This window comes from Sphingopyxis sp. UBA6723, from assembly GCF_002454115.1.
Taxonomy (GTDB): domain Bacteria; phylum Pseudomonadota; class Alphaproteobacteria; order Sphingomonadales; family Sphingomonadaceae; genus Sphingopyxis.
Map to the genome: position 1 here is coordinate 54,115 of NZ_DKIH01000005.1, position 20,163 is coordinate 74,277.

The 20,163-nt window shown below is 63.1% G+C and carries 19 protein-coding genes; 17 read left to right on the plus strand and 2 right to left on the minus strand.

Features of this window, described 5'->3' with window-relative positions; all coding sequences use genetic code 11:
• Positions 1-18: 18 nt before the first annotated feature.
• Entirely contained in the window at positions 19-2,199 is a 2,181-nt protein-coding gene (locus tag B4F07_RS02930) for a TonB-dependent receptor (RefSeq protein WP_293699945.1), read from the minus strand.
• A 162-nt stretch (positions 2,200-2,361) separates the two neighbouring features.
• Between B4F07_RS02930 and B4F07_RS02935 the strand changes: the two genes are divergently transcribed.
• The 7 genes from B4F07_RS02935 to B4F07_RS02965 all read left to right on the plus strand — a co-directional run bounded on the left by B4F07_RS02935 (position 2,362) and on the right by B4F07_RS02965 (position 9,948).
• Positions 2,362-3,609, plus strand: coding sequence for a TetR/AcrR family transcriptional regulator (locus tag B4F07_RS02935; protein WP_293699942.1), 1,248 nt, complete (start codon positions 2,362-2,364; stop codon positions 3,607-3,609).
• Positions 3,610-3,762: 153 nt separating this feature from the next.
• Entirely contained in the window at positions 3,763-5,583 is a 1,821-nt protein-coding gene (locus tag B4F07_RS02940; RefSeq protein ID WP_293699939.1) for a flavin-containing monooxygenase, read from the plus strand.
• Entirely contained in the window at positions 5,552-6,526 is a 975-nt protein-coding gene (locus B4F07_RS02945) for an alpha/beta hydrolase (RefSeq protein ID WP_293704518.1), read from the plus strand. Before B4F07_RS02940 ends, B4F07_RS02945 begins: the two co-directional genes overlap by 32 nt.
• Positions 6,523-7,392: a crotonase/enoyl-CoA hydratase family protein gene (locus B4F07_RS02950; protein ID WP_293699934.1), complete on the plus strand. Its 870-nt coding sequence runs from the start codon at positions 6,523-6,525 to the stop codon at positions 7,390-7,392. The genes B4F07_RS02945 and B4F07_RS02950 overlap by 4 nt, the downstream gene beginning before the upstream one ends.
• A 22-nt stretch (positions 7,393-7,414) precedes the next feature.
• Complete coding sequence (locus tag B4F07_RS02955; RefSeq protein ID WP_293699931.1) at positions 7,415-8,242, plus strand: SDR family NAD(P)-dependent oxidoreductase; 828 nt, start codon at positions 7,415-7,417, stop codon at positions 8,240-8,242.
• 145 nt (positions 8,243-8,387) lie between these two features.
• Positions 8,388-9,200, plus strand: a complete 813-nt coding sequence (locus tag B4F07_RS02960) for a universal stress protein (RefSeq protein ID WP_293699928.1) — start codon at positions 8,388-8,390, stop codon at positions 9,198-9,200.
• A 55-nt stretch (positions 9,201-9,255) separates the two neighbouring features.
• Positions 9,256-9,948 (plus strand): Crp/Fnr family transcriptional regulator, encoded by a 693-nt coding sequence (locus B4F07_RS02965; RefSeq protein ID WP_293699926.1) that lies wholly within the window; start codon positions 9,256-9,258, stop codon positions 9,946-9,948.
• Between the two features lie 9 nt (positions 9,949-9,957).
• Here B4F07_RS02965 and B4F07_RS02970 read toward each other — a convergent pair whose 3' ends face one another.
• A complete protein-coding gene (locus tag B4F07_RS02970; RefSeq protein ID WP_293699923.1) occupies positions 9,958-10,629 on the minus strand; it encodes an OmpW/AlkL family protein in 672 nt (223 codons plus the stop codon).
• Between the two features lie 168 nt (positions 10,630-10,797).
• Between B4F07_RS02970 and ccoN the strand changes: the two genes are divergently transcribed.
• The 10 genes from ccoN to hemN are packed head-to-tail and all read left to right on the plus strand — an operon-like array spanning position 10,798 to position 20,098.
• The gene (gene ccoN / locus B4F07_RS02975) at positions 10,798-12,456 is read left to right on the plus strand and encodes a cytochrome-c oxidase, cbb3-type subunit I (RefSeq protein ID WP_293699921.1); all 1,659 of its coding nucleotides are present in this window, start codon (positions 10,798-10,800) and stop codon (positions 12,454-12,456) included.
• 11 nt (positions 12,457-12,467) lie between these two features.
• Positions 12,468-13,241 carry a cytochrome-c oxidase, cbb3-type subunit II gene (gene ccoO, locus B4F07_RS02980; RefSeq protein WP_293699918.1) on the plus strand — a complete coding sequence of 258 codons (774 nt, stop codon included), beginning with the start codon at positions 12,468-12,470 and terminating at the stop codon, positions 13,239-13,241.
• Positions 13,238-13,396, plus strand: a complete 159-nt coding sequence (locus B4F07_RS02985; protein WP_293699916.1) for a cbb3-type cytochrome c oxidase subunit 3 — start codon at positions 13,238-13,240, stop codon at positions 13,394-13,396. The genes ccoO and B4F07_RS02985 overlap by 4 nt, the downstream gene beginning before the upstream one ends.
• A complete protein-coding gene (gene ccoP / locus B4F07_RS02990) occupies positions 13,389-14,351 on the plus strand; it encodes a cytochrome-c oxidase, cbb3-type subunit III (RefSeq protein WP_293699913.1) in 963 nt (320 codons plus the stop codon). Before B4F07_RS02985 ends, ccoP begins: the two co-directional genes overlap by 8 nt.
• Entirely contained in the window at positions 14,338-15,795 is a 1,458-nt protein-coding gene (ccoG, locus tag B4F07_RS02995) for a cytochrome c oxidase accessory protein CcoG (protein ID WP_293699911.1), read from the plus strand. Before ccoP ends, ccoG begins: the two co-directional genes overlap by 14 nt.
• Positions 15,792-16,262 (plus strand): FixH family protein, encoded by a 471-nt coding sequence (locus B4F07_RS03000; RefSeq protein WP_293699909.1) that lies wholly within the window; start codon positions 15,792-15,794, stop codon positions 16,260-16,262. The genes ccoG and B4F07_RS03000 overlap by 4 nt, the downstream gene beginning before the upstream one ends.
• Positions 16,259-18,370 carry a heavy metal translocating P-type ATPase gene (locus tag B4F07_RS03005; RefSeq protein ID WP_293699906.1) on the plus strand — a complete coding sequence of 704 codons (2,112 nt, stop codon included), beginning with the start codon at positions 16,259-16,261 and terminating at the stop codon, positions 18,368-18,370. Before B4F07_RS03000 ends, B4F07_RS03005 begins: the two co-directional genes overlap by 4 nt.
• Positions 18,367-18,522 carry a cbb3-type cytochrome oxidase assembly protein CcoS gene (ccoS, locus tag B4F07_RS03010; protein WP_293699903.1) on the plus strand — a complete coding sequence of 52 codons (156 nt, stop codon included), beginning with the start codon at positions 18,367-18,369 and terminating at the stop codon, positions 18,520-18,522. Before B4F07_RS03005 ends, ccoS begins: the two co-directional genes overlap by 4 nt.
• On the plus strand, positions 18,519-18,746 hold the full coding sequence (locus B4F07_RS03015) for a hypothetical protein (RefSeq protein ID WP_293699900.1): 228 nt from the start codon (positions 18,519-18,521) through the stop codon (positions 18,744-18,746). The genes ccoS and B4F07_RS03015 overlap by 4 nt, the downstream gene beginning before the upstream one ends.
• Positions 18,747-18,802: 56 nt before the next feature.
• A complete protein-coding gene (hemN, locus tag B4F07_RS03020; protein ID WP_293699897.1) occupies positions 18,803-20,098 on the plus strand; it encodes an oxygen-independent coproporphyrinogen III oxidase in 1,296 nt (431 codons plus the stop codon).
• The last annotated feature ends 65 nt before the right edge of the window (positions 20,099-20,163 follow it).

Below are 20,163 nucleotides of genomic sequence, written 5' to 3' on the forward strand. Positions count from 1 at the left end.
CGGCAGAGGCGACAGGCATCAGAAGTTGGTGCGAAGTTCGACACCATATTGGCGCGGCGCGTTCCATGAGATGAAGCGCGCGCCAAAATTGTCGGACGAGTCCATTCGCGCAACATAGGCCTTGTTCGTCAGGTTGTTAACGAACAGCCGAACGCGGAATTGCTCGTCGGGGCTGTCCCAGATGAGCCCGGCATTGATCAGCGCGAAGGCTTCCTGGGTATCGAGCGGGCCGTTAAACTCGCGGAGATAATATCGGCTGCGATAGCTGAGGTCGGTTCGGATCGTGAAGCGGCCATGAGCGCTCTCGGCGGCGCGGTAGGCGACGCCAAGGTTGCCCGAGAATTTAGGCGCTTCGTTGAGCCGGTTGCCGTCGAGCAGCTGCACACCGGCGGCAGGATCGAGGCCGTCGGTGTTAGAGAAGCGCTTGTAGGTCGCATCGAGATAGGTCGCATTGGCGTTGATCGACCAATGCTCATCCGGCTGCCAGTCGGCTTCGAGCTCTGCGCCCTTGATCGTTGCCGCAGCCGCGTTGGTGATGAAGCGGGCAAGCCCGACGACCTGGCTGATCTGGAGATCGGTATAATCGTAATAGAAGGCCGAGAGGTTGAGCGTCAGCGTGCGGTCGAGAAGCCGGGTCTTCAGCCCGACTTCATAGGAATCAAGCTTTTCGGGATTGAACTGGTTGCTGCACGCATTGAGGTTAAAGCCGCCCGCCTTGTAGCCTTTTGAGAAGGTCGCATAGGCGTTGGCCGATGGCGAAAATTCATAGCGCGCGCCGATGCGCGGCGTCGTCGAGGTGAATTTTGCCTCGTTGGTCGTCAGCGGGCAGGTCTCGATCGTCGCAAACGTGCCGATTGAGATCGTGTTGCGCTGGACCTGTGTCTGCTTTTCCTCGGAGTAGCGGATGCCGGCGATCAGGCTGAGATCGCCGATCGGCCGGACCGTGACGTCGGCAAAGGCCGCCTTGACGCTCGTGTCATAATCGCGAACGTCGAACACGAGATCGCTTCCAGGCGGCAGGCCGAATGGAGACAGCGGCGCCACGCCTTCGAGCAGGTCGTAGTCGAGGATGTGCTTGTAGCTATCCTTGAGATAATACAGGCCCGCGACGACATCGGCGGCATTGAAGCTCGCGCCGATATTCAGTTCCTGCGAAAAGCTCTTCGAGTCATAGAAGCGTCGTGCCGGGAAGATCGAGACGTTGATCCCGTCGTCATCGGCCAGCGAGTCGTCGCGAAGCGTCGTGTAGGCGCTGATCGATTTCAGCGTGACGTCGCCAAGCGACCAGGTCGCGGTCGCCGAACTCATCGACAGCCGTCGTTCGGTGTTGACCGGATCATTGGCGGATGTGCGCCACGGCTCGAATGAATAGGAGGCGGATGCAAGCGCGGGATTGACCGACACCACCGGTGCCGTCGGCGGGTTACTCAGCACGAAATATTGCGTCGGGCCGCTGCCGTCGAGAAAGGTTGTGGCGAGGCTCAGCTCGAAGTTGGGCGTGATGTCCATGTCGAAGCGCACACGGCCCGAGAAGGTGCGCCCGCGATCGAGATCCTGCCCGCCGGTGACGATATTCTTTACAAAACCGTCGCCGCGCCGGTTCCAGTCGAGCACAACACGGCCCCGGATATTCTCGCCCAGCGGGATATTGACCATTCCCTGCACGCGCGCCTCGTCATAGTTAGCGTAGCTTGCGAGCAGATAGCCTTCATATTCGTCGGTCGGTGCCTTGGTGATGAAATTGACCGCGCCGCCATTGGCGTTGCGGCCGTAGAGCGTTCCCTGGGGCCCGCGCAACACTTCGACCCGCTCGAGGTCGATCTGGAGCAGGTCCCCCATCGAAGGCCGCGGCTGATAGACGCCGTCGACATGGATCGCGACGCCAGGCGCGCCCTGGTTGAGACCGACACCGCGGATCGTCACCGATGTCTGACCGAGCAAATTGCCAATCTGGGTGCTTGGCACGCTGAACTGCAAACCTGAGGCGGTCGAAATGCCGCGCTCTTCGAGCATCTCCGAGTTCAGCGCCGAAATGGCGACGGGGACTTGCTGGATGGACTGCGAGCGCTTCTGCGCCGTGACGACGATATCGCCCGCGTTGACGTCTTGGGCACCGGTATCCGCCTCCTGCGCGAGGACGGGGAAGGGGAGCGCGATCGCAGCGGCGGCGCACAGAAGGCGATTGCGGAAACTTAGCATGGTCGAATTCTCCTCACCCGAAGTGTCGGATGATGATGCATCCCCGACTTTTTACATTTGAGGGCATAACTACATCACAACGCAAAATATGAGTCAATAGATTTTACAAATGGGTGCCACCCGAGCGATTGACGTAAAAGCCTGCTTATGGTGAAGAGAAGCATGTCCAGCCAAACTGCCAAGGTCCGTATATCCAAGGGTTCGAAGCGCGAGCGCGTCATGGAGGAAGCGGCGCGGACGCTGAACAGTCACGGTGTTTCAAACGCTTCGCTTCCGGTGGTCGCATCCCGCCTCGGGGTATCGCGCGCCGCCCTCTATTATTATTTCGAAGATCAGGAAGATCTCGTATTCCAAAGCTACCAGCGGACGTGCGAGGCGATGGCGAAGGAACTTGCCGCGGCGGAGGCGGCTGGCGGCGATGCCATGGCCAAGCTGCTGCGCTTTGTCGATTCGCTCCTGACAGATGATGCGCCCGAGCTCGCTGCGATCAGCGATCTCGCCTATCTTGCACCCGAACGGCGTGCGGTCATCAGTGGCCGTTTCCAGGCCGTCAAAGCCGGCATCGCGGCTCTGCTCGCGGCCGGTGCGGCTCGCGGGGAACTGCGCGAATGCCGCGCCAGCATCATCGCCCCCGCCATTTTGGGACTCGTGTTATGGGTTCCGATCGCGCGCCAGTGGCGGAGCAACGAGAGCCTCTCCCACCGCGATCTGGTCGAGGCGCTGAAAGCCATCCTTCGCGAGGGTGTTGCGACCGATCGCCGCTCGAATGTTGAATTTCGTCCGATCGATATTGCTCTCGGCCACGTCCCCGACGTGAATCTGTTCGACGGCCAGGCCGTGGCTGCGGCGAAGCAGGAGGCGCTGCTGGGCGCGGCCTCGTGGCTCTTCAACCTGAAGGGGGTCGATGCAACCTCGCTCGACGAAATTGCCACGCGCGTCGGGGTGACCAAGAAGGTGATCTATCATAATCTGGGCGACAAGGAGACCCTGGTCGCTGAATGCTATCGACGCTCCTTTCGCCATTACGAGGCGGTTATGCGCGCGGCGCGCGATTATGATGGCCCCCGGATCGCTGCGATCATGGCAGCCAATTATGCATTCGCGCAAGCCAGCCTGATGGAAGGCAGCGCCCCACTGTCGCCGTTGACCGGCATCGAAGCCCTTCCGGTCTCGGTGCGCGAGGAAATCGACCAGTCGACCAACTTTCTGATGGATACCTTCCTCGACATTCATGCGGAGGGTCAGGCCGAGCAAACGGTGCGGTCGCTCGATGCCCGCGCCCTCGTTGCAGCCAATCCGGGCGGTTTTGAATGGCTGCCGAAGTGGTTCGATACGCTTAGTGAGGCGGAGCGTACCGCTGCGCCGCTCGAACTCGCCGAGCTATACCGCGTGGGTCTCCTCCCGATCTAACCCAATTCCCCGATTGATCCGATCCTTTGACATCGCGCCGCGATGGTCCCGAAAGCGTGCCTGCTTGACTCGATTATTCATATAGGGGTATCACTGCACTCATATGTAAAAACATGAAGCGCCGATAGGGCGCTTTCCTGATGGGAGCGAGAAATGACCGAAAGCGCAGAATCCTTGGTAAGTGACCCGGATTTGGCCGCATCGACGGTGGCTAGTGAGGGCGATCTCCTGGATCGCTACCGGACCGAGCGCGACAAGCGACTCGCGGCGGCAGGGGTCGGGCAATATGTGGCTCCCGAAGGAGAACTCGCCCGCTATCTCGATGATCCCTATGCCGACCATGCGTCTGAGCGCGCGCCCGTCATTCGCGACGTTGAGGTCGCGATCATCGGCGCGGGGTTCGGCGGCCTGCAAACGGCAGCGGAACTGACCAAGCGCGGCATCACGGACTTCATCGTCATCGACAAGGCCAGCGACTTCGGCGGCGTCTGGTACTGGAACCGCTACCCGGGCGCTTCGTGCGATATCGAATCCTATATCTACATGCCGATGCTCGAGGACATGGGCTACGTCCCTTCGCTCAAATATGCGCGCGGGCCGGAGATCTTCGCCTATGCACGCGCGATCGCGGAGCGCTTTGGGCTTTATGACAAAGCGCTGCTGCAGACGCTCGTCGAAGCGCTGACGTGGGATGAGACGGCGGGCCGCTGGCTCATCACAACGAGCGAGGGTGACAGAATCGGCGCACGCTTCGTCATGGTCGCCACCGGCGTACTCCAGAGCGTGCGCCTTCCAGCAATCCCCGGCATCGAAAGCTTCACGGGGCACAGCTTTCATACGAGCCGATGGGATTATGCCTATACCGGCGGCGATGCGACCGGTGGCCTCACCGGGTTGGCCGACAAACGCGTCGGTATTATCGGGACGGGCGCCACCGCGGTTCAGTGCATCCCGCATCTCGGGGCGAGCGCGGGTCATCTCTATGTCTTCCAGCGCACTCCTGCCGCCGTGCCTGTCCGCGACAACCGGACGACTGACATGGGCTGGGCAGCGTCGCTCGATGCGGGGTGGCAGCGCGAGCGGATGATGAACTTCGACTATATCGTCAATGGCCGGGCACCGGAGGTCGATCTGGTTCAGGATGGCTGGACTGAGGTGCTAGGCCGTATCGGTGTCGAGCTGACCGGAGTTAACGATGCCGACGAACGCCGCCGCGCCGCCGATATCGCGTTCATGAACGATGTCCGCGCCCGCGTTGATGCGATCGTTCAGGATCCGGCGACAGCTGAGGCGCTCAAGCCCTGGTTCAATGTCATGTGCAAGCGGCCCTGCTTCCACGACGAGTATCTCGCTACCTTCAACTGCGCCAACGTCACCCTGGTCGATACCGATGGTCAGGGGGTCGAGCGTATCGATGGGAACATGGTCTGGGCCGGCGGCAAGGCGTATGAGGTCGATTGCCTGATCTATGCCAGCGGCTTCGATTTCCAGACGCCCAACATGGCAAAGCGCAACGGCTTCGAGCTTTATGGCCGGGATGGCGTGAGCCTCACCGAGAAATGGAGCAGCGGCATGACGACGCTCTACGGGCATTTCAATGCCGGCTTCCCCAATCTGATGGTCCAGACCGCGACGCAGGGCGGCCTCACCTCCAACGTCACCCACGGGCTCGGCGACCTCGCGCGGCATTTCGCCTATATGGTGAGCTATTGCCGCGAGAATGGCGTGCGAAGCTTCGATCCGACCCCGGAAGCCGAGCAAGAGTGGCAGACGCGGCTGCGCGCGGTCGCCGGCGCACGGCGCAAATATGACGCCGAATGCACCCCCGGCTATTATAACAACGACGGCCAGCCCGAGGCCGAGACAGGCTTGCAGGCCTTCTATCAGGGCGGATCGGCCGAGTTTTTCGAGATATTGGAAGCCTGGCGAGCCGACGGTAAGTTTGCGGGGTTCGAGCTTCGCCATGTCGATTGATCCAAAAAGCAAAGCGTTCGGTCGCCCGGAGTCCGAAATCGCCGCATTCAAGCGTCGCTGGCTTGAGCAGTTGAGTGAACTCGCCGCGGGGCCAATCCCGACGGTCGAGCAGCAGCGGGCCGCTTTCGATGCCGAGCATGGCGCGGTGCCGCCTGCGGAAGATTGCGTGATCGAGCGGATCGACCATGGCAATGTCCGTGGCGAGCGCATCGTCCCGGCGGGCGCCGACACCGGAAAGGCACTGCTTTACCACCACGGTGGTGGTTATGCATTCGGGTCGGCGCTCAGCCACCGGCATCTCGTCTCGCGGATCGCGAGCGCGGCGGGGGTGGTGGCCTATAATATGGATTATGCGCTGGCGCCGGAAAATCCCTATCCTGCGGCATTGGACGATGCGACGAACGCGTGGCAGTTTGTGGTGGGCGAGGGGTTCTCGCCAGACGACATCGTGGTCGGCGGGGAATCCGCAGGCGGCAATCTGACCCTCGCGTTGGTCCTGAAATTGCGCCAGCGGGGCTTGGCGCTGCCGACGGGTATTTATCTGCTTAGCCCTTGGCTCGATCTGACCCAAAGCGGCGAATCCTATGACATCTGCGCCTCGCGCGATCCGATGGTCTCGCGCGACGTGTTGCAAGGGCTGGCAGATAGCTATTGCGGAAGCGCGCCGCCTGCGAATCCGCTGATATCGCCGCTTTTTGCAGAGCTTGCGGGGCTCCCGCCGATGTTCGTGCAAGCTGGCAGCGACGAAGTGCTGCTCTGCGATTCCACCCGCCTGGCCCATCGCTTCGCCCTGGCAGGAGGCGATGTGACGCTGCGTGTCTGGCCCGAAATGGTCCATGCATGGCCGCTCTTCCAGCAAGCCATTCCTGTCGCCGGCAACGCAGCGATCACCGAGGCGGGGCACTGGATTGCCAACCGTCTGAGCGTGGGGCTGGATCGATGATGTTCGAGACTTTGGCATGGAATCTGGAAGACCGGATTCTGACATTGCAGCTCAATCGTCCCGATCAATTGAATGCCTTTACCCTCACAATGGCCGACGATCTGGTCGCAGCATTCACCCGGGCGAGTGAAGACGATGCCGTTGGCGCGGTGATCGTGACCGGCGAAGGACGGGCGTTCTGCGCGGGAATGGACCTGAGCATTTTGGGCAACGTGTTTGGTCTTGATGAAAGCCAATATCCCGATCTCGACTATGCCCGCCGTGAATTTGGTGCGCCGAAACAACGCGACGGAATCCGCGACGAAGGCGGCCGGGTCAGCCTCGCGATATTTGCCTGCAAGAAGCCGGTCATCGCCGCGATCAACGGTGCGGCGGTGGGCGTCGGGGCGACGATGACGCTCGGCATGGACGTGCGGATGGCTTCGGACAAGGCACGCATCGGATTTGTTTTCGGCAAACTGGGTATCGTGCCCGAGGCGTGCTCCAGCTGGTTCCTGCCGCGGCTCGTCGGTCCGCAGCAGGCGCTTGAATGGACCCTGTCGGGGGAGGTTTTCGATGCCATGGAAGGATTGCGCGGGGGACTTCTACGGTCGATCCACCCGCCCGAAAAACTTCTCGATGAAGCGCGAGCATTGGCGCGAAAATTCGTCGAGAACCGTTCGCCCGTTGCGGTGGCGCTGACCCGGCAGATGATGTGGCGCAATGCCGCACAACCCCATCCGATGGACGCGCACCAGATCGACTCTCTGGCGATGTTCTACACCAGCATCGCCGACGGAAAGGAAGGCGTGGCCGCGTTTTTAGAAAAACGCGATCCGGTCTTTGCGGGCCGGGCCTCGGACATGCCGTCCTTCTATCCCTGGTAAAGTGACCGAACAGGAGAGGCTCATGCGATTTGAAAGCAAATGCGTTGTCGTCACCGGCGCCGCTTCGGGCATCGGCCGGGCCACCGCACTGTTGTTCGCGAACGAAGGTGCGACGGTCTTTGCCGCTGACATTGATGCGCAAGGGGCTGAGGCTTTGGCGACCGAGGCCGAGACGATTACAGCCGTTGGCTGCGACGTTTGTGATCCGGACCAGATCAAGGCGCTGATGGAGCAGGCCGCCGCCGCTTGCGGCGGGATCGACTATCTTTTCAACAATGCGGGTGCGGGCGGCGCGCTCGAAGCTGTCGATGAAATCGACGTCGATGGTTGGGATCATACCATGGCTTTGTTGCTTCGATCGGTTGCCATGGGTATCCGTCATGCCGCCCCGCATATGAAGCATCGACCGGGCGCGGCAATCGTCAATACATCCAGCGTCGCCGCAATCGGTCCCGGCTATTCGCCGACCACTTACGCTGTCGCTAAAGCTGGTGTTTTGCAGCTCACCAGATGTGCCGCGACCGATTTGGCCCGATACGGAATTCGCGTGAATGCAGTGCAACCGGGCTTCATCAACACCAACATTTTTGCGTCCGTCCTCGATATGCCGAAGGAGCAGTTCGATCAATCCAAGGTAGCCATTGCGCAGATGTCGAGTCAAGTTCAGCCGGTTGCACGAGCCGGATTGCCGGGCGATGTTGCCGAGGCCGTCGCGTTCCTATGCAGCGAGCAAGGCAGTTTCATGAATGGGACGTCGATGATCGTCGACGGCGGTTTGACGATCGGTCCTCGCCACACATGGGACCAAAACACTCCAGGACTTATGGATGCAATTCAGGCTGCACCTTGAAAGGCCCGGCTATTAGTACTTAACGTCCGCAATCGCACCTTCGATAGCCAAAAGCGGCCTGACCGCTAACGGCCAAACTTTGACCGCGATCAATGACGCGGCGTGCATTGCGGCTTCATATGCCTGTCACAGCAGGAGAATTGACGTGCGCAATATCTTGATTCACGCCGACGATGGTCCCGGAATGCCCACGCGATTGGAGAGCGGTCTGGCGATCGGGCGGCGGCATCGGTCGCATTTGGATTTCGTGATCAGTTCGCCGTTTCAGCAGTTCATTGCCACGGATCCCTTCGGCGGCATGTATCTGGCGAGCGAGCAGTTAGCGAAAGCGCAGGCGGCGGACGCGGCGCTTGATCGACGGTTGCGGGCCGATCTCGAGCGTGAAGATGTGCTTTGGAATGTCACGTTGGCCGACGGCGACGTGCTGGCGACGTTGACGCTTGCCGCAACGCTGGCCGATCTCGTCATCGTTTCGCTCGGCACTGCCGATCGGCGCCGCAGCTTTACTCCACCGATGATGGCGGGTGATCTGGCGATGGCGGTACCTGCGCCGGTGCTCGCCATTCCCGAACCCTGCGGCCCGATCAATCTCGACGCCCCGGTGATGGTGGCGTGGAATGGCAGCCCGCAAGCGGCGCACGCGCTGCGCGCAGCGGTGCCGCTGATGCGCGACGCAGCGCAGGTTATCATGGTCACGGTTGGTCAGGATGAGGGGCAGGTGGCCGCCGACGACGCGCTGCGCTACCTCTCGCGCCACGCGATCCACGCCGAACTGCGCCATGTCGAGCGCAGCGTCGAAACGATCGAAGAAGCGCTTGAGCGGACCGCTCGTGATATCGGCGCCGGTCTGATCGTGATGGGCGCCTTTGGGCATACTCGGTTGCGCGAGACGTTTTTCGGCGGCGTGACGCGCTATTTACTGGAATCGGCGCCGGCCCCGCTTCTGCTCATGCACTGACCCGACGCGGGTCGCTTCGCTTCCCAAAGCCAGCGGGCTGCTGTACGGCGGCGGCATGACCGATTGTTCCACCTGTGTCGTCCGCAACCGCGCGATTTGCGCCAGCCTCGACGCGACGGAAATTCTGGCGCTGGGCAAGATGGGGCGCAAGCAAAAGGTTCGGCAGGGGCAGACCTTGCTGTGGGAAGGCGACGGCGCGCCCGTGGTGGCCAATGTCCTGACCGGAGTGTTGAAGCTGGTGGTGTCGACCGCCGATGGCCGCGAACAGATCGTCGGGGTTGTGTTCCCCTCCGACTTCATCGGTAGGCCGTTCGGCAAGGAAAGCCCCTACACCGTCACCGCGATGACCGACGCGGAAGTGTGCATTTTCAACCGCAACAATTTCGACGAATTCGCCAGCTCGCATCCCGACCTTCAGCAGAAGCTATTGCGCCGCACGCTCGACGAGCTCGACCGCGCACGCCACTGGATGATGCTGCTTGGGCGCAAGTCCGCGTCGGAAAAAGTCGCGTCCTTCCTGCTCGAAATGTCCGAACGCTTGTCGGGGCAGGGATGCGACGCGACAATGTCCAAGGGCGGCTTTGAGCTTCCCTTCGGGCGTCAGCAGATCGCCGATATCCTGGGGCTGACGATCGAAACGACTAGCCGCCAGCTCACCAGAATGCGCGGCGAAGGCGTGCTCGACCTGCCGTCTCGCCGCGAGATCGTGATCATCGACCTCGCGGCGATGGAGGCGATGGCGGGCTGACCCGCCACGTCAGAAGCGGAAAGCGAGCCCGGCGCTGACGACCCACGGATCAAGCTTGTGCCGGGTGCGCAATACTTCGGTTGGGCCGGCGAACCAGCTCGCGGTCGAGCGCATGATATGGCGCTTGGCGTCGAACGTCACCGACAGTCCCTTGGCATTCACCGGGACGTCGACCCCGGCCTGAAACGCCATGCCCAGTGAATCGCCCATCTTTTGCCGGTTCGCGCCGAGCGCGACCGCCGTCGCTCCGGGCTTTTCGTCGATGAAGATGAAATAGCTGGGACCGGCGCCGACATAGGGGCGCACGCCGCCGTCTTTGCCGAAATGATATTTGAGCGTCAGCGTCGCGGGGACGATGTTCGCATTCGACACCAGCCCTGCACCCGCCAGACCGCCGCGACCGACGACATCATGCTGGGTGACACCAGCGATCGTCTCGACCGAGATATTGTCGGCTAAGAAATATTCGATCGCGACCGTCGGCACGATATTGTCGTCGGCCTTGGTCTGCGTGCCCGCAGGCAGCCCGATCAGGTCCAGCTTCACGTCGCTGATCTTGCCGTCGGGCGCGACATAGGTCGCGAGCAGCTTGAACTGGACGTCACCGCTTTTCGCCGCGGCTTGCCCGGGGACCGCCAGCGCGACGGCCAGCGCGGCGAGGGAGAGATATTGGGTCTTCATGAGTCCTGGCTCCTGTTGTTGATGGAGCCGTCCCTGCGCCGTCGGCCGCTGCGCCGCATTGATGAAGCGCAAGCAATTCGTTGATCCCGATCAATGTTTCGGCGGACCCGCGCGTCCATGAGCGAAGCGAAGCGCGGTCCGAAGACCGCACCAAGCGGGGACAAGCATATGGACGGTCTGGTAATCAAAGCGGGCGGCTGGCTGGCGCTGGCACTGCTCGCGCTGGTGATGGCGGCGCTGGCAGTCGATGCGCCCTTCGCAGTGCATATGGGCATCGTTGCCGTCGCCGCGCTGACCGTGATGTGGACGACCGTCTCGCGCGCCGATTATGGCGCGATGACACGCGGCGTGCTGAAAATGCCCGCCAGCGAAGGCGCTTATGACGATGACCCGATCCGTTGGGGCGTCATTGCTACCCTGTTCTGGGGGATCGCCGGGATGGCGGCGGGGCTGTTCATCGCGCTCCAGCTCGCTTTCCCGGCGCTCAACTTCAACCTCGAATATACGACCTTTGGCCGCATCCGACCGCTGCATACGTCGGCGGTGATCTTTGCTTTCGGTGGGAACGCGCTGATCGCGACGAGCTTTTACGTCGTGCAGCGCACCTGCCGCGCCCGGCTCGCCTTTCCCAAGCTCGCGCGCTTTGTCTTCTGGGGCTACCAGCTGTTCATCGTCCTCGCTGCAACCGGCTACCTGATGGGCGTGACCGAGGCGAAGGAGTATGCCGAGCCCGAATGGTATGTCGACCTGTGGCTGACGATTGTCTGGGTCGCCTATCTGGCGGTCTTTGTCGGCACGATCGTCAAGCGCCGCGAACCGCACATCTATGTCGCAAACTGGTTCTATCTCAGCTTCATCATCACCATCGCGATGCTCCATATCGTCAACAACCTGTCGATGCCCGCCAGCATCTTGGGTTCCAAAAGCTACGCCGCCTTTGCCGGGGTGCAGGATGCGCTGACGCAATGGTGGTACGGGCATAATGCGGTCGGTTTCTTCCTGACCGCGGGCTTCCTCGCGATGATGTATTATTTCGTGCCGAAGCAGGCCGAGCGGCCGGTGTACAGTTACCGCCTGTCGATCATCCACTTCTGGTCGCTGATCTTTCTCTACATCTGGGCGGGGCCGCACCATCTGCATTACACCGCGCTGCCCGACTGGGCGCAGACGCTCGGCATGGTGTTTTCGATCATGCTGTGGATGCCGAGCTGGGGCGGGATGATCAACGGCCTGATGACGCTCAACGGCGCGTGGGACAAGATCCGCACGGACCCGATCATCCGCATGATGGTGATGGCGCTCGCCTTTTACGGGATGAGCACCTTCGAAGGCCCGATGATGTCGATCAAATGGGTCAATTCGATGTCGCATTACACCGACTGGACGATCGGCCATGTCCATTCGGGGGCACTCGGGTGGAACGGCATGATCACCTTTGCCTGCGTCTATTATCTGGTGCCGCGCCTGTGGGGCCGTCCGCGCCTCTACAGCCTGCGCATGGTCAACTGGCACTTCTGGCTCGCGACCGTCGGGATCGTTTTCTACGCCGCGTCGATGTGGGTGGCGGGCATCATGCAGGGGCTGATGTGGCGCGAATATGGCGCCGATGGTTACCTCGTTTACAGCTTTGCCGAGAGTGTCGCGGCGATGCACCCGATGTACCTGATCCGCGCCGCGGGCGGGGCGATGTATCTCGCCGGTTTCTTGATCATGATCGTCAATGTCTGGGCGACGCTCCGCGGCAAGGTGCGCGCCGAAAAACCGATGACCGAAACCCCGCATAACGCCGCCGCGGACCGCCCGCTCGCGCTCGTTCGCGCCGCTTAAGGAGCCGCACGATGGCCACCCAACCCACCGAAAAGCCCTTCAGTCACAAGAAGCTCGAGCGCAACGTCAGCCTGCTCGGCCTCTTCGCGCTCGTCGCCGTCACCATCGGCGGCATCGTCGAGATCGCGCCGCTGTTCTGGATCGACAACACGATCGAGAAGGTCGACGGCATGCGCCCCTACACCCCGCTCGAGCTGGCGGGTCGCAACATCTATATGCGCGAGGGCTGCTACACCTGTCACAGCCAGATGATCCGCCCGTTCCGCGACGAAGTCGAACGCTATGGCCATTACAGCCTGGCCGCCGAGAGCATGTACGATCACCCGTTCCAATGGGGGTCGAAGCGCACCGGACCCGACCTTGCGCGCGTCGGCGGACGTTATTCGGACGAATGGCACAAGGCGCATCTGATCGACCCGCGCAGCGTGGTGCCGGAATCGATCATGCCGCCCTATGCCTTTTTGGCCGAGCGTGATCTGTACACCGGCGACATGCGCAACGATCTGACGGCGCTGTCGCGCGTTGGGGTGCCGTACAGCAAAGAAGCGATCGCCGCGGCGAATGAAGATATGCAGGCGCAGGTCGATCCGGCCGCGGGCGTCGATCTGCAAAAACGCTATCCCAAGGCGCAGGTGCGCGATTTCGACGGTAACCCCGATCGCCTGTCCGAAATGGATGCGCTGATCGCCTATCTCCAGATGCTCGGCACGCTCGTCGATGTCGAAAAGGCCGCCCCGCAGGAGCAGGGCGCCGCGCCCGCGGTGACGCAGGAGAAGGCACGGTGACCTACAACGACCTGCGTCATTTCGCCGACAGCTGGGGTCTGCTCGCGATGACCATCCTGTTTCTTGGCCTTGTCGCTTGGCCGTTCCGCAAGGGTGCGCGTCGCCACAATGAAGAGGCCGCAACGATGATCTTCAAGGACGACGACCATGGCTGATCCTCACACTTCCCCGACCGCTGTCGGTGTGCATCGCATCGACGAAGCCACCGGTACGAGCACCGTCGGCCATGAATGGGATGGCATCGAAGAGCTCAACACACCGCTGCCGCGCTGGTGGCTGTGGACCTTCTACGCCTCGATCGTCTGGGCGGCTGGCTATGTCGTTCTCTACCCCGCCTGGCCGATGCTCAACAGCGCCACGCAAGGCGTGCTGGGGTGGAGCAGTCGCAGCGATCTGGAGCGCGAGATGCAGGCGCATGCGGTGCGCCGCGCGCCGATCACCAATGCCATTGCCGCGACGGCGCTGACCGACCTACCCGCCAAACCCGAACTGATGCAGGCGGCGGTGCAGGGCGGCGCCGCGGCGTTCCGCGTTCATTGCGTCCAGTGCCACGGCGCCGGCGGCGCGGGGGTCAAGAAGCTTTATCCCAGCCTGACCGACGATGACTGGCTGTGGGGCGGCGATCTGGCGAGCATCGAATATACGATCGCGCACGGGATCCGGAACCCCGACCACAAGGCGACGCGCGTCAGCCAGATGCCGGCGTTTGGACGCGACGGCATTCTTGACGCGGCGCAGATCGCCGACGTCGTCAGCCATGTTCGTGTCATCAGCAAGCAGGACAAGCCGAGCGCGGAATCAATGCGCGGGAATGCGCTGTTCCAGGCGAACTGCGCCGTCTGTCACGGTGCGTCGGGCGCCGGGGATCGCACCGTGGGCGCGCCGAAGCTGACCGACGCGGTCTGGCTCTATGGCGGCGATCGCGACAGCCTGATCGCGACGATCGCGCAGCCGCGCAACGGCGTGATGCCGCGCTGGGGCCACCGGCTCGACCCGGTGACGGTCAAGATGCTCGCGACCTATGTCTATTCGCTCGGCGGGGGCGAGAAAGCATCGGCGCCCGCGCTGGCGCCAATATCCGAAGGACAGGGAGCCGATGGCCAGCCCTGACGACCTGACCGGCGAGAACGCGCCGCTCTATGCGGCGCGAAAAGGCGTTTACCCCAAAAAGGTCGATGGTCCCTTTCGTCGCTTCAAATGGGCGATCATGGGGATCACGCTGGCGATCTATTATGGCACGCCGTGGATCCGCTGGGACCGCGGCCCCTATGCTCCCGACCAGGCGGTGCTCGTCGATCTCGCGAACCGTCGCTTCTACATGTTCCAGATCGAAATCTGGCCGCACGAATTTTACTATGTCGCAGGCCTGCTCATCATGGCGGGTATCGGGCTGTTCCTCGTTACCAGCGCGGTGGGCCGCGCCTGGTGCGGCTATGCCTGTCCCCAGACGGTGTGGACCGATCTGTTCCAGCATGTCGACCGGCTGGTCGATGGCGACCGCAACGCGCAGATCCGCTTGGCGAACGGTCCGTGGACGGCAGAGAAGCTCGGCAAGCGCAGCTTCAAATACGCGATCTATCTTGCCATCGCTTTTTGGACCGGCGGCGCGTGGATCATGTATTTCGCCGATGCGCCGTCGCTGACCGTCGATTTTTGGAGCGGGCAGGCGGCGCCGATCGCCTACGGTACGGTCGCCGTGCTGACCGCGACGACCTTCATCCTCGGCGGCTTCATGCGCGAGCAGGTGTGCATCTATATGTGTCCCTGGCCGCGCATCCAGACCGCGATGATGGACGAAAAATCGCTGCTGGTGACGTATAAGGACTGGCGCGGCGAACCGCGCGGTAGCGTCAAAAAGGCGCAGGCGCATCCCGACGCGTTCGGCGATTGTGTCGATTGCAACCAGTGCGTTGCGGTATGCCCGACCGGCATCGACATTCGCGAAGGGCCGCAGATTGGCTGCATCACCTGCGCGCTGTGCATTGACGCATGCGATGATGTGATGGGCCAGATCGGGCGCCCGCGCGGGCTGATCGATTATTGCACGCTCGACGATGCCGCGGTCGAAAAGGCGGGCGGCATCGGCAAGCCGGTCATGAAAACGCTGCTGCGCCCGCGCACGCTGATCTATTTCGGTATATGGAGCGCGATCGGCGCCGCGATGCTGTTTTCGCTGGGCCAGCGCACGCGGCTCGACCTTGCGGTTCAGCACGAGCGCAGCCCGCTCTATGTCCAACTGTCCGACGGCCATATCCGCAATAATTACACGCTGAAGCTGCGCAACATGGAAACGCGCCCGCGCCGCGTCGCGGTGACGGTGGACGGGCTGGCGGGCGCCGCGCTGTGGACCGAAGCAGGATTGCGTGAGACCGCCAAGCAACGCATCGAAATAGCGCTCGCGCCCGACAGCGTTACGCGCGTCCGATTGTTCGTCGCGGCACCGGGTGACGGACCGGCGCGGCAGGATTTTACCATCGCGACCCGCGGCCTCGATGGCGACCCGCGCGGCGACAGCGACGTCATCCAGTTCGACCGGCCGGAGGCAGGACAATGAGCGACAAACCGATCCGCAAGGTCTTCACCGGCTGGCACATGACCGCGATCCTCGTCACCTTCTTTGCCGTCGTCATCACGGTCAATTTCACCATGGCGCGCCTCGCCATGTCGACCTTTGGCGGCAAGGTGGTCGAAAACAGCTATGTCGCGAGCCAGCACTACAATGTCTGGCTGGCGCGTGCGGAGGCGCAGGACCGGTTGGGCTGGACGCAGAAGGTTTCGCTTGATGCCGACCGCCATGTTCGCGTCGAAATTCGCAAGGATGGCCGACCGCTGACCGCCCTGCGCGTCGTCGCAACCGCCAGCCATCCGCTCGGGCGCACCGCCCCCTCCATCCTCCGGTTCGAAGGGGTGGAGGATGGCGCGTGGCGCTCGGTCGAGCCGCTGGCGGTAGGGCGCCAGCGGCTCGACATCAGCGTCGCCAACGGCTCGGACGAGGCGCGCTATCGGATCGATCTGCAATGACCGCAGCCGCCCTAATCGAACGGGATTTCGCCGTTCCCGACATTCGCTGCGCGGGGTGCATCGCCAAGCTGGAGCAGGGGCTGGTGCGTGATCGCCGCATCGCGTCGGCGCGGGTGAACTTCACCGAAAAGCGCGTCCATCTGGCGTGCGTCTCCGATGCCGAGATGCCCGATCTGATCGGCGCGTTCACGACTTTGGGATTCGAGGCGCATCCGATCGGCGACGCGCTAGGCGACGCCGACCCGGCAGCGGCGGGCAGCCGCGAATTGCTGCGCGCGGTTGCGGTCGCCGGCTTTGCGATGATGAACATCATGCTGCTGTCGGTCTCGGTCTGGTCGGGCGCGTCGGGCGCGACGCGTGACCTCTTCCACTGGCTGTCGGCGATGATCGCGCTGCCAACGATCGCTTATGCCGGTCGGCCATTCTTCCGCTCGGCGTGGCGCGCGCTGCGTCACCGCCAGACCAATATGGATGTGCCGATCAGTATCGGGGTGCTGCTCGCAAGCGCGCTCAGTCTCTATGAAACCGCGACGCACGGCCCGCACGCCTATTTCGACGGCGCGGTGATGCTGTTGTTCTTTCTGCTGTGCGGTCGCTGGCTCGACAGCGTGATGCGCGATCGCGCCCGTGGCGGCATCACCGCTTTGCTGCGCAATATGGGCACCGGCGCGATGGTGCTCGGCGCCAATGGCAAGACGCGGTGGATCGACGCGACCGCGCTGGAGCCCGGCATGGTGATGCTCGTCGCAGCGGGTGAGCGGCTAGCGGCAGATGGCGCCGTTGTCCGCGGATCCAGCCGTCTCGACCTGTCGCTGCTCACTGGCGAGAGCGCGCCGCAGTTGGTCCACCCCGACGCCCGCGTCCATGCCGGGACGCTCAATCTCGATGCGCCGGTCGAGGTCAAAGTTTCGGCGGTGGGCGCCGACACCGCGCTGGCAGATATTGCGCGCCTGATGGGCGAGGCGGCGCAGGGCAAGTCGCGCTACGTCCGCATCGCCGACCGCGCCGCGCGGCTCTACGCCCCCGCGGTTCATGCGCTCGCTTTGCTGGCGTTTGTCGGCTGGATGGTGGTTGGCGCGGGTTGGCACCACAGCCTGCTGATCGCGGTGGCGGTGCTGATCATCACTTGCCCGTGCGCGCTTGGGCTGGCGGTGCCGGCGGCGCAGATTGTCGCTGCGGGCGAACTGATGCGCGCAGGGGTGCTGGTCAAGGATGGATCGGCGCTCGAACGGCTGGCCGAGGTCGACCAGGCGATGATCGACAAGACCGGGACGCTGACCCTCGGCCGCCCCGAGGTCCGCGATCTCGAACGCCTCGACGCTCATGTCCAGTCGCTGGCGTTGGCGCTGGCGCAGGCCAGTCGCCACCCGCTGAGCGAGGCGTTGACGCGCGGATTGCAGGCGCTCGACGTCGCGCGCGCCGATGTCCATTCTATCCGCGAAACGCCGGGATTCGGCGTCGAGGCCAAATGGGGCGATCATGTCGTGACCCTCGGTCGCCCGAGCGACCCCATCAAGGGCGACGCGCTGGCGACCCAGCTATCGATCGACGGCGCGCTCGTCGCCACAATCCGCTTCGCCGATCGCCTGCGCCCCGACGCGCGCGCTGCCATCGACGCGCTGCGCAGCGACGGTATCGACGTGTCGATCCTGAGCGGCGATCGCGCTGCGGCGGTAGCTCCCGTTGCCCGCGAACTGGCGATGACCGCGCAAACCGGAATGAGCCCGCAAGACAAGCTCGCCGCGCTCGCGCGCCAGAGCGTCACGCACAAGGTGCTGATGATCGGCGACGGGCTCAACGACGGTCCGGCGTTGGCCGCCGGCCACGCTTCGATGGCGCCGGGATCGGCGAGCGACGTTGGCAAAAACGCCTCGGACTGCATCTTCCTTGGTGACCGGTTGATGCCGATCGTCGCGACGTTGCGGATGGCGCGGCGGACGCAGGCGATCGTCCGGCAGAATTTCGCGCTGGCGATCGGTTACAACGTCGTCGCGGTGCCGCTGGCGTTCCTTGGTTATGTCACCCCGCTCGTCGCGGCGCTGGCGATGTCGGGATCGTCGCTGCTGGTCGTCGGCAACGCCATGCGGCTGAAGAGGGCGATCCGGTGAACGGTCTCGCGGTCCTGATCCCGATCGCGCTCGGGCTCGGTCTGCTTGGGCTGGCGGCCTTTTTCTGGTCGCTGCGCCGCGGGCAGTTCGACGATCTCGACGGCGCGGCGCTACGCATCTTTGTCGAGGATGAAGAGGAGACGGCGCCATGATCGGCCGGGCGTTCGCTTCTCTGGCCGCGGCTACCGCTCTTGCGCTGGCGCCGCTGGCCGTTGATGCCCGCGTCCTGATTGTCCCCGATTGCGGCGGCGGTCGCCACATGCTGCTCGTACCGGACGCGCCCGACGGGAGGGGTGAGAACGCTTGTGCCAAGGCCTGTCACGCGATGACCGAGCGGCGCAGCAAATCTTTGGGCGTCAGGAAAAGCTGTTGCTAATCGCTGCGTTGATCTGGGTCAATGCGACCGCGCCAGCCCCCGCCTAATCCGTCACCATGTGGAGCTATTATCCCGACCTGCTGGCAACGCCGGTGCCGCGCTATACCAGCTATCCGACTGCGCTCGAATTCGGCGATGATGTCGGTGCCGACGATTATGCCGCGGCGCTCGAACGGATAGAATCCGCGACCCCTGTCTCGCTGTACATCCATATCCCGTTTTGCGACCAGATTTGCTGGTATTGCGGCTGCAACACCGGCGCCGCGAACCGCACCCAGCGCCTGAGCGACTATCTGACGGCGCTGCGCTCCGAAATAGCCATGGTCGCCAAGCGCATCGGGGGCCGCGCGCGCGTGCAGCGCATCGCGTTCGGCGGCGGCAGTCCCAACGCCATCGCGCCGGTCGATTTTGTGCGCCTGCTCGACCGCATCCTGACCGTCTTCGACGTCAGCGACCCCGACATTTCGATCGAGATCGACCCGCGCGGCTTTTCCGTCGATTGGGCGCGCGTCCTAGCTGCGTCCTCCGTCAAACGTGTCAGTCTGGGCGTGCAGACCTTTGCGCCGCAGATCCAGCAGGCGATCGGGCGCGTTCAGCCGCTCGCCGATATCGAAAATGCGATGGCCAGCCTACGCCTGCGCGGCATCGACGCGATCAATTTCGACCTGATGTACGGCCTGCCCGGGCAGAGCCTGGCTGACCTCGACGCCACCCTCGACGAAACGATCCGCCTCGCGCCGAGCCGCGTTGCGCTGTTCGGCTATGCGCATCTACCCGCGATGATCCCCCGCCAGCGACGGATCGACGCCAGCAATCTGCCCGATCACAAACTCCGCTTCGAACAGGCCGAGCTGGGCTTCGATCGTCTGACCGCAGCAGGCTATATCCCCATCGGCTTCGATCATTTTGCGCTGCCCGCCGATCCGCTGGCCATCGCCGCAAGCGAAGGGCGGGTGAACCGCAATTTCCAGGGCTTTACCGACGACGACGCGCCCATTCTGCTCGGCTTTGGCGCCAGCGCGATCAGCAAGTTTCCGGATCTGATTGTCCAGAATGAAAAGCGCGCGGGGCATTACCGCGACCTGATCGCCGAAGGTCGGCTGACCGCGACGCGCGGGGTGTCGATTGACGCGAACGAACGCGATCGCGGCGCAATCATTCGTGACCTGCTTTGCAGCGGTCGGGCGCGCATCCACGCGCCGATGTGTGAGGCTACGCATATCGCGATGGCTGCTCTCGAAGATCGGGGTCTGATCGGCTGGGAGGCCGATAATCTGATCATCCGCGATTGTGGTCGCCCCTATGCCCGTCATGTCGCAGCGCAATTCGATCGGGTCCGCGGAAAGCTATAATTGCGGCGATCAGCCAAGGGGGACACAAGAACCAGACAACTCGCAATTTGCAGCGCAAAGTTGCG

What these genes read in the sequence shown, in the direction of transcription:
- B4F07_RS03005 (WP_293699906.1), top strand. Translation starts at nt 16,259, where the DNA reads ATGACCGCAGCCGCCCTAATCGAACGGGATTTCGCCGTTCCCGACATT.
- B4F07_RS02935 (WP_293699942.1), top strand. Translation starts at nt 2,362, where the DNA reads ATGTCCAGCCAAACTGCCAAGGTCCGTATATCCAAGGGTTCGAAGCGC.
- B4F07_RS02940 (WP_293699939.1), top strand. Translation starts at nt 3,763, where the DNA reads ATGACCGAAAGCGCAGAATCCTTGGTAAGTGACCCGGATTTGGCCGCA.
- ccoO (WP_293699918.1), top strand. Translation starts at nt 12,468, where the DNA reads ATGGCCACCCAACCCACCGAAAAGCCCTTCAGTCACAAGAAGCTCGAG.
- ccoP (WP_293699913.1), top strand. Translation starts at nt 13,389, where the DNA reads ATGGCTGATCCTCACACTTCCCCGACCGCTGTCGGTGTGCATCGCATC.
- B4F07_RS03000 (WP_293699909.1), top strand. Translation starts at nt 15,792, where the DNA reads ATGAGCGACAAACCGATCCGCAAGGTCTTCACCGGCTGGCACATGACC.
- B4F07_RS02970 (WP_293699923.1), bottom strand. Translation starts at nt 10,629, where the DNA reads ATGAAGACCCAATATCTCTCCCTCGCCGCGCTGGCCGTCGCGCTGGCG.
- ccoG (WP_293699911.1), top strand. Translation starts at nt 14,338, where the DNA reads ATGGCCAGCCCTGACGACCTGACCGGCGAGAACGCGCCGCTCTATGCG.
- ccoN (WP_293699921.1), top strand. Translation starts at nt 10,798, where the DNA reads ATGGACGGTCTGGTAATCAAAGCGGGCGGCTGGCTGGCGCTGGCACTG.
- hemN (WP_293699897.1), top strand. Translation starts at nt 18,803, where the DNA reads ATGTGGAGCTATTATCCCGACCTGCTGGCAACGCCGGTGCCGCGCTAT.
- B4F07_RS02965 (WP_293699926.1), top strand. Translation starts at nt 9,256, where the DNA reads ATGACCGATTGTTCCACCTGTGTCGTCCGCAACCGCGCGATTTGCGCC.
- B4F07_RS02955 (WP_293699931.1), top strand. Translation starts at nt 7,415, where the DNA reads ATGCGATTTGAAAGCAAATGCGTTGTCGTCACCGGCGCCGCTTCGGGC.
- B4F07_RS02930 (WP_293699945.1), bottom strand. Translation starts at nt 2,199, where the DNA reads ATGCTAAGTTTCCGCAATCGCCTTCTGTGCGCCGCCGCTGCGATCGCG.
- B4F07_RS02950 (WP_293699934.1), top strand. Translation starts at nt 6,523, where the DNA reads ATGATGTTCGAGACTTTGGCATGGAATCTGGAAGACCGGATTCTGACA.
- B4F07_RS03015 (WP_293699900.1), top strand. Translation starts at nt 18,519, where the DNA reads ATGATCGGCCGGGCGTTCGCTTCTCTGGCCGCGGCTACCGCTCTTGCG.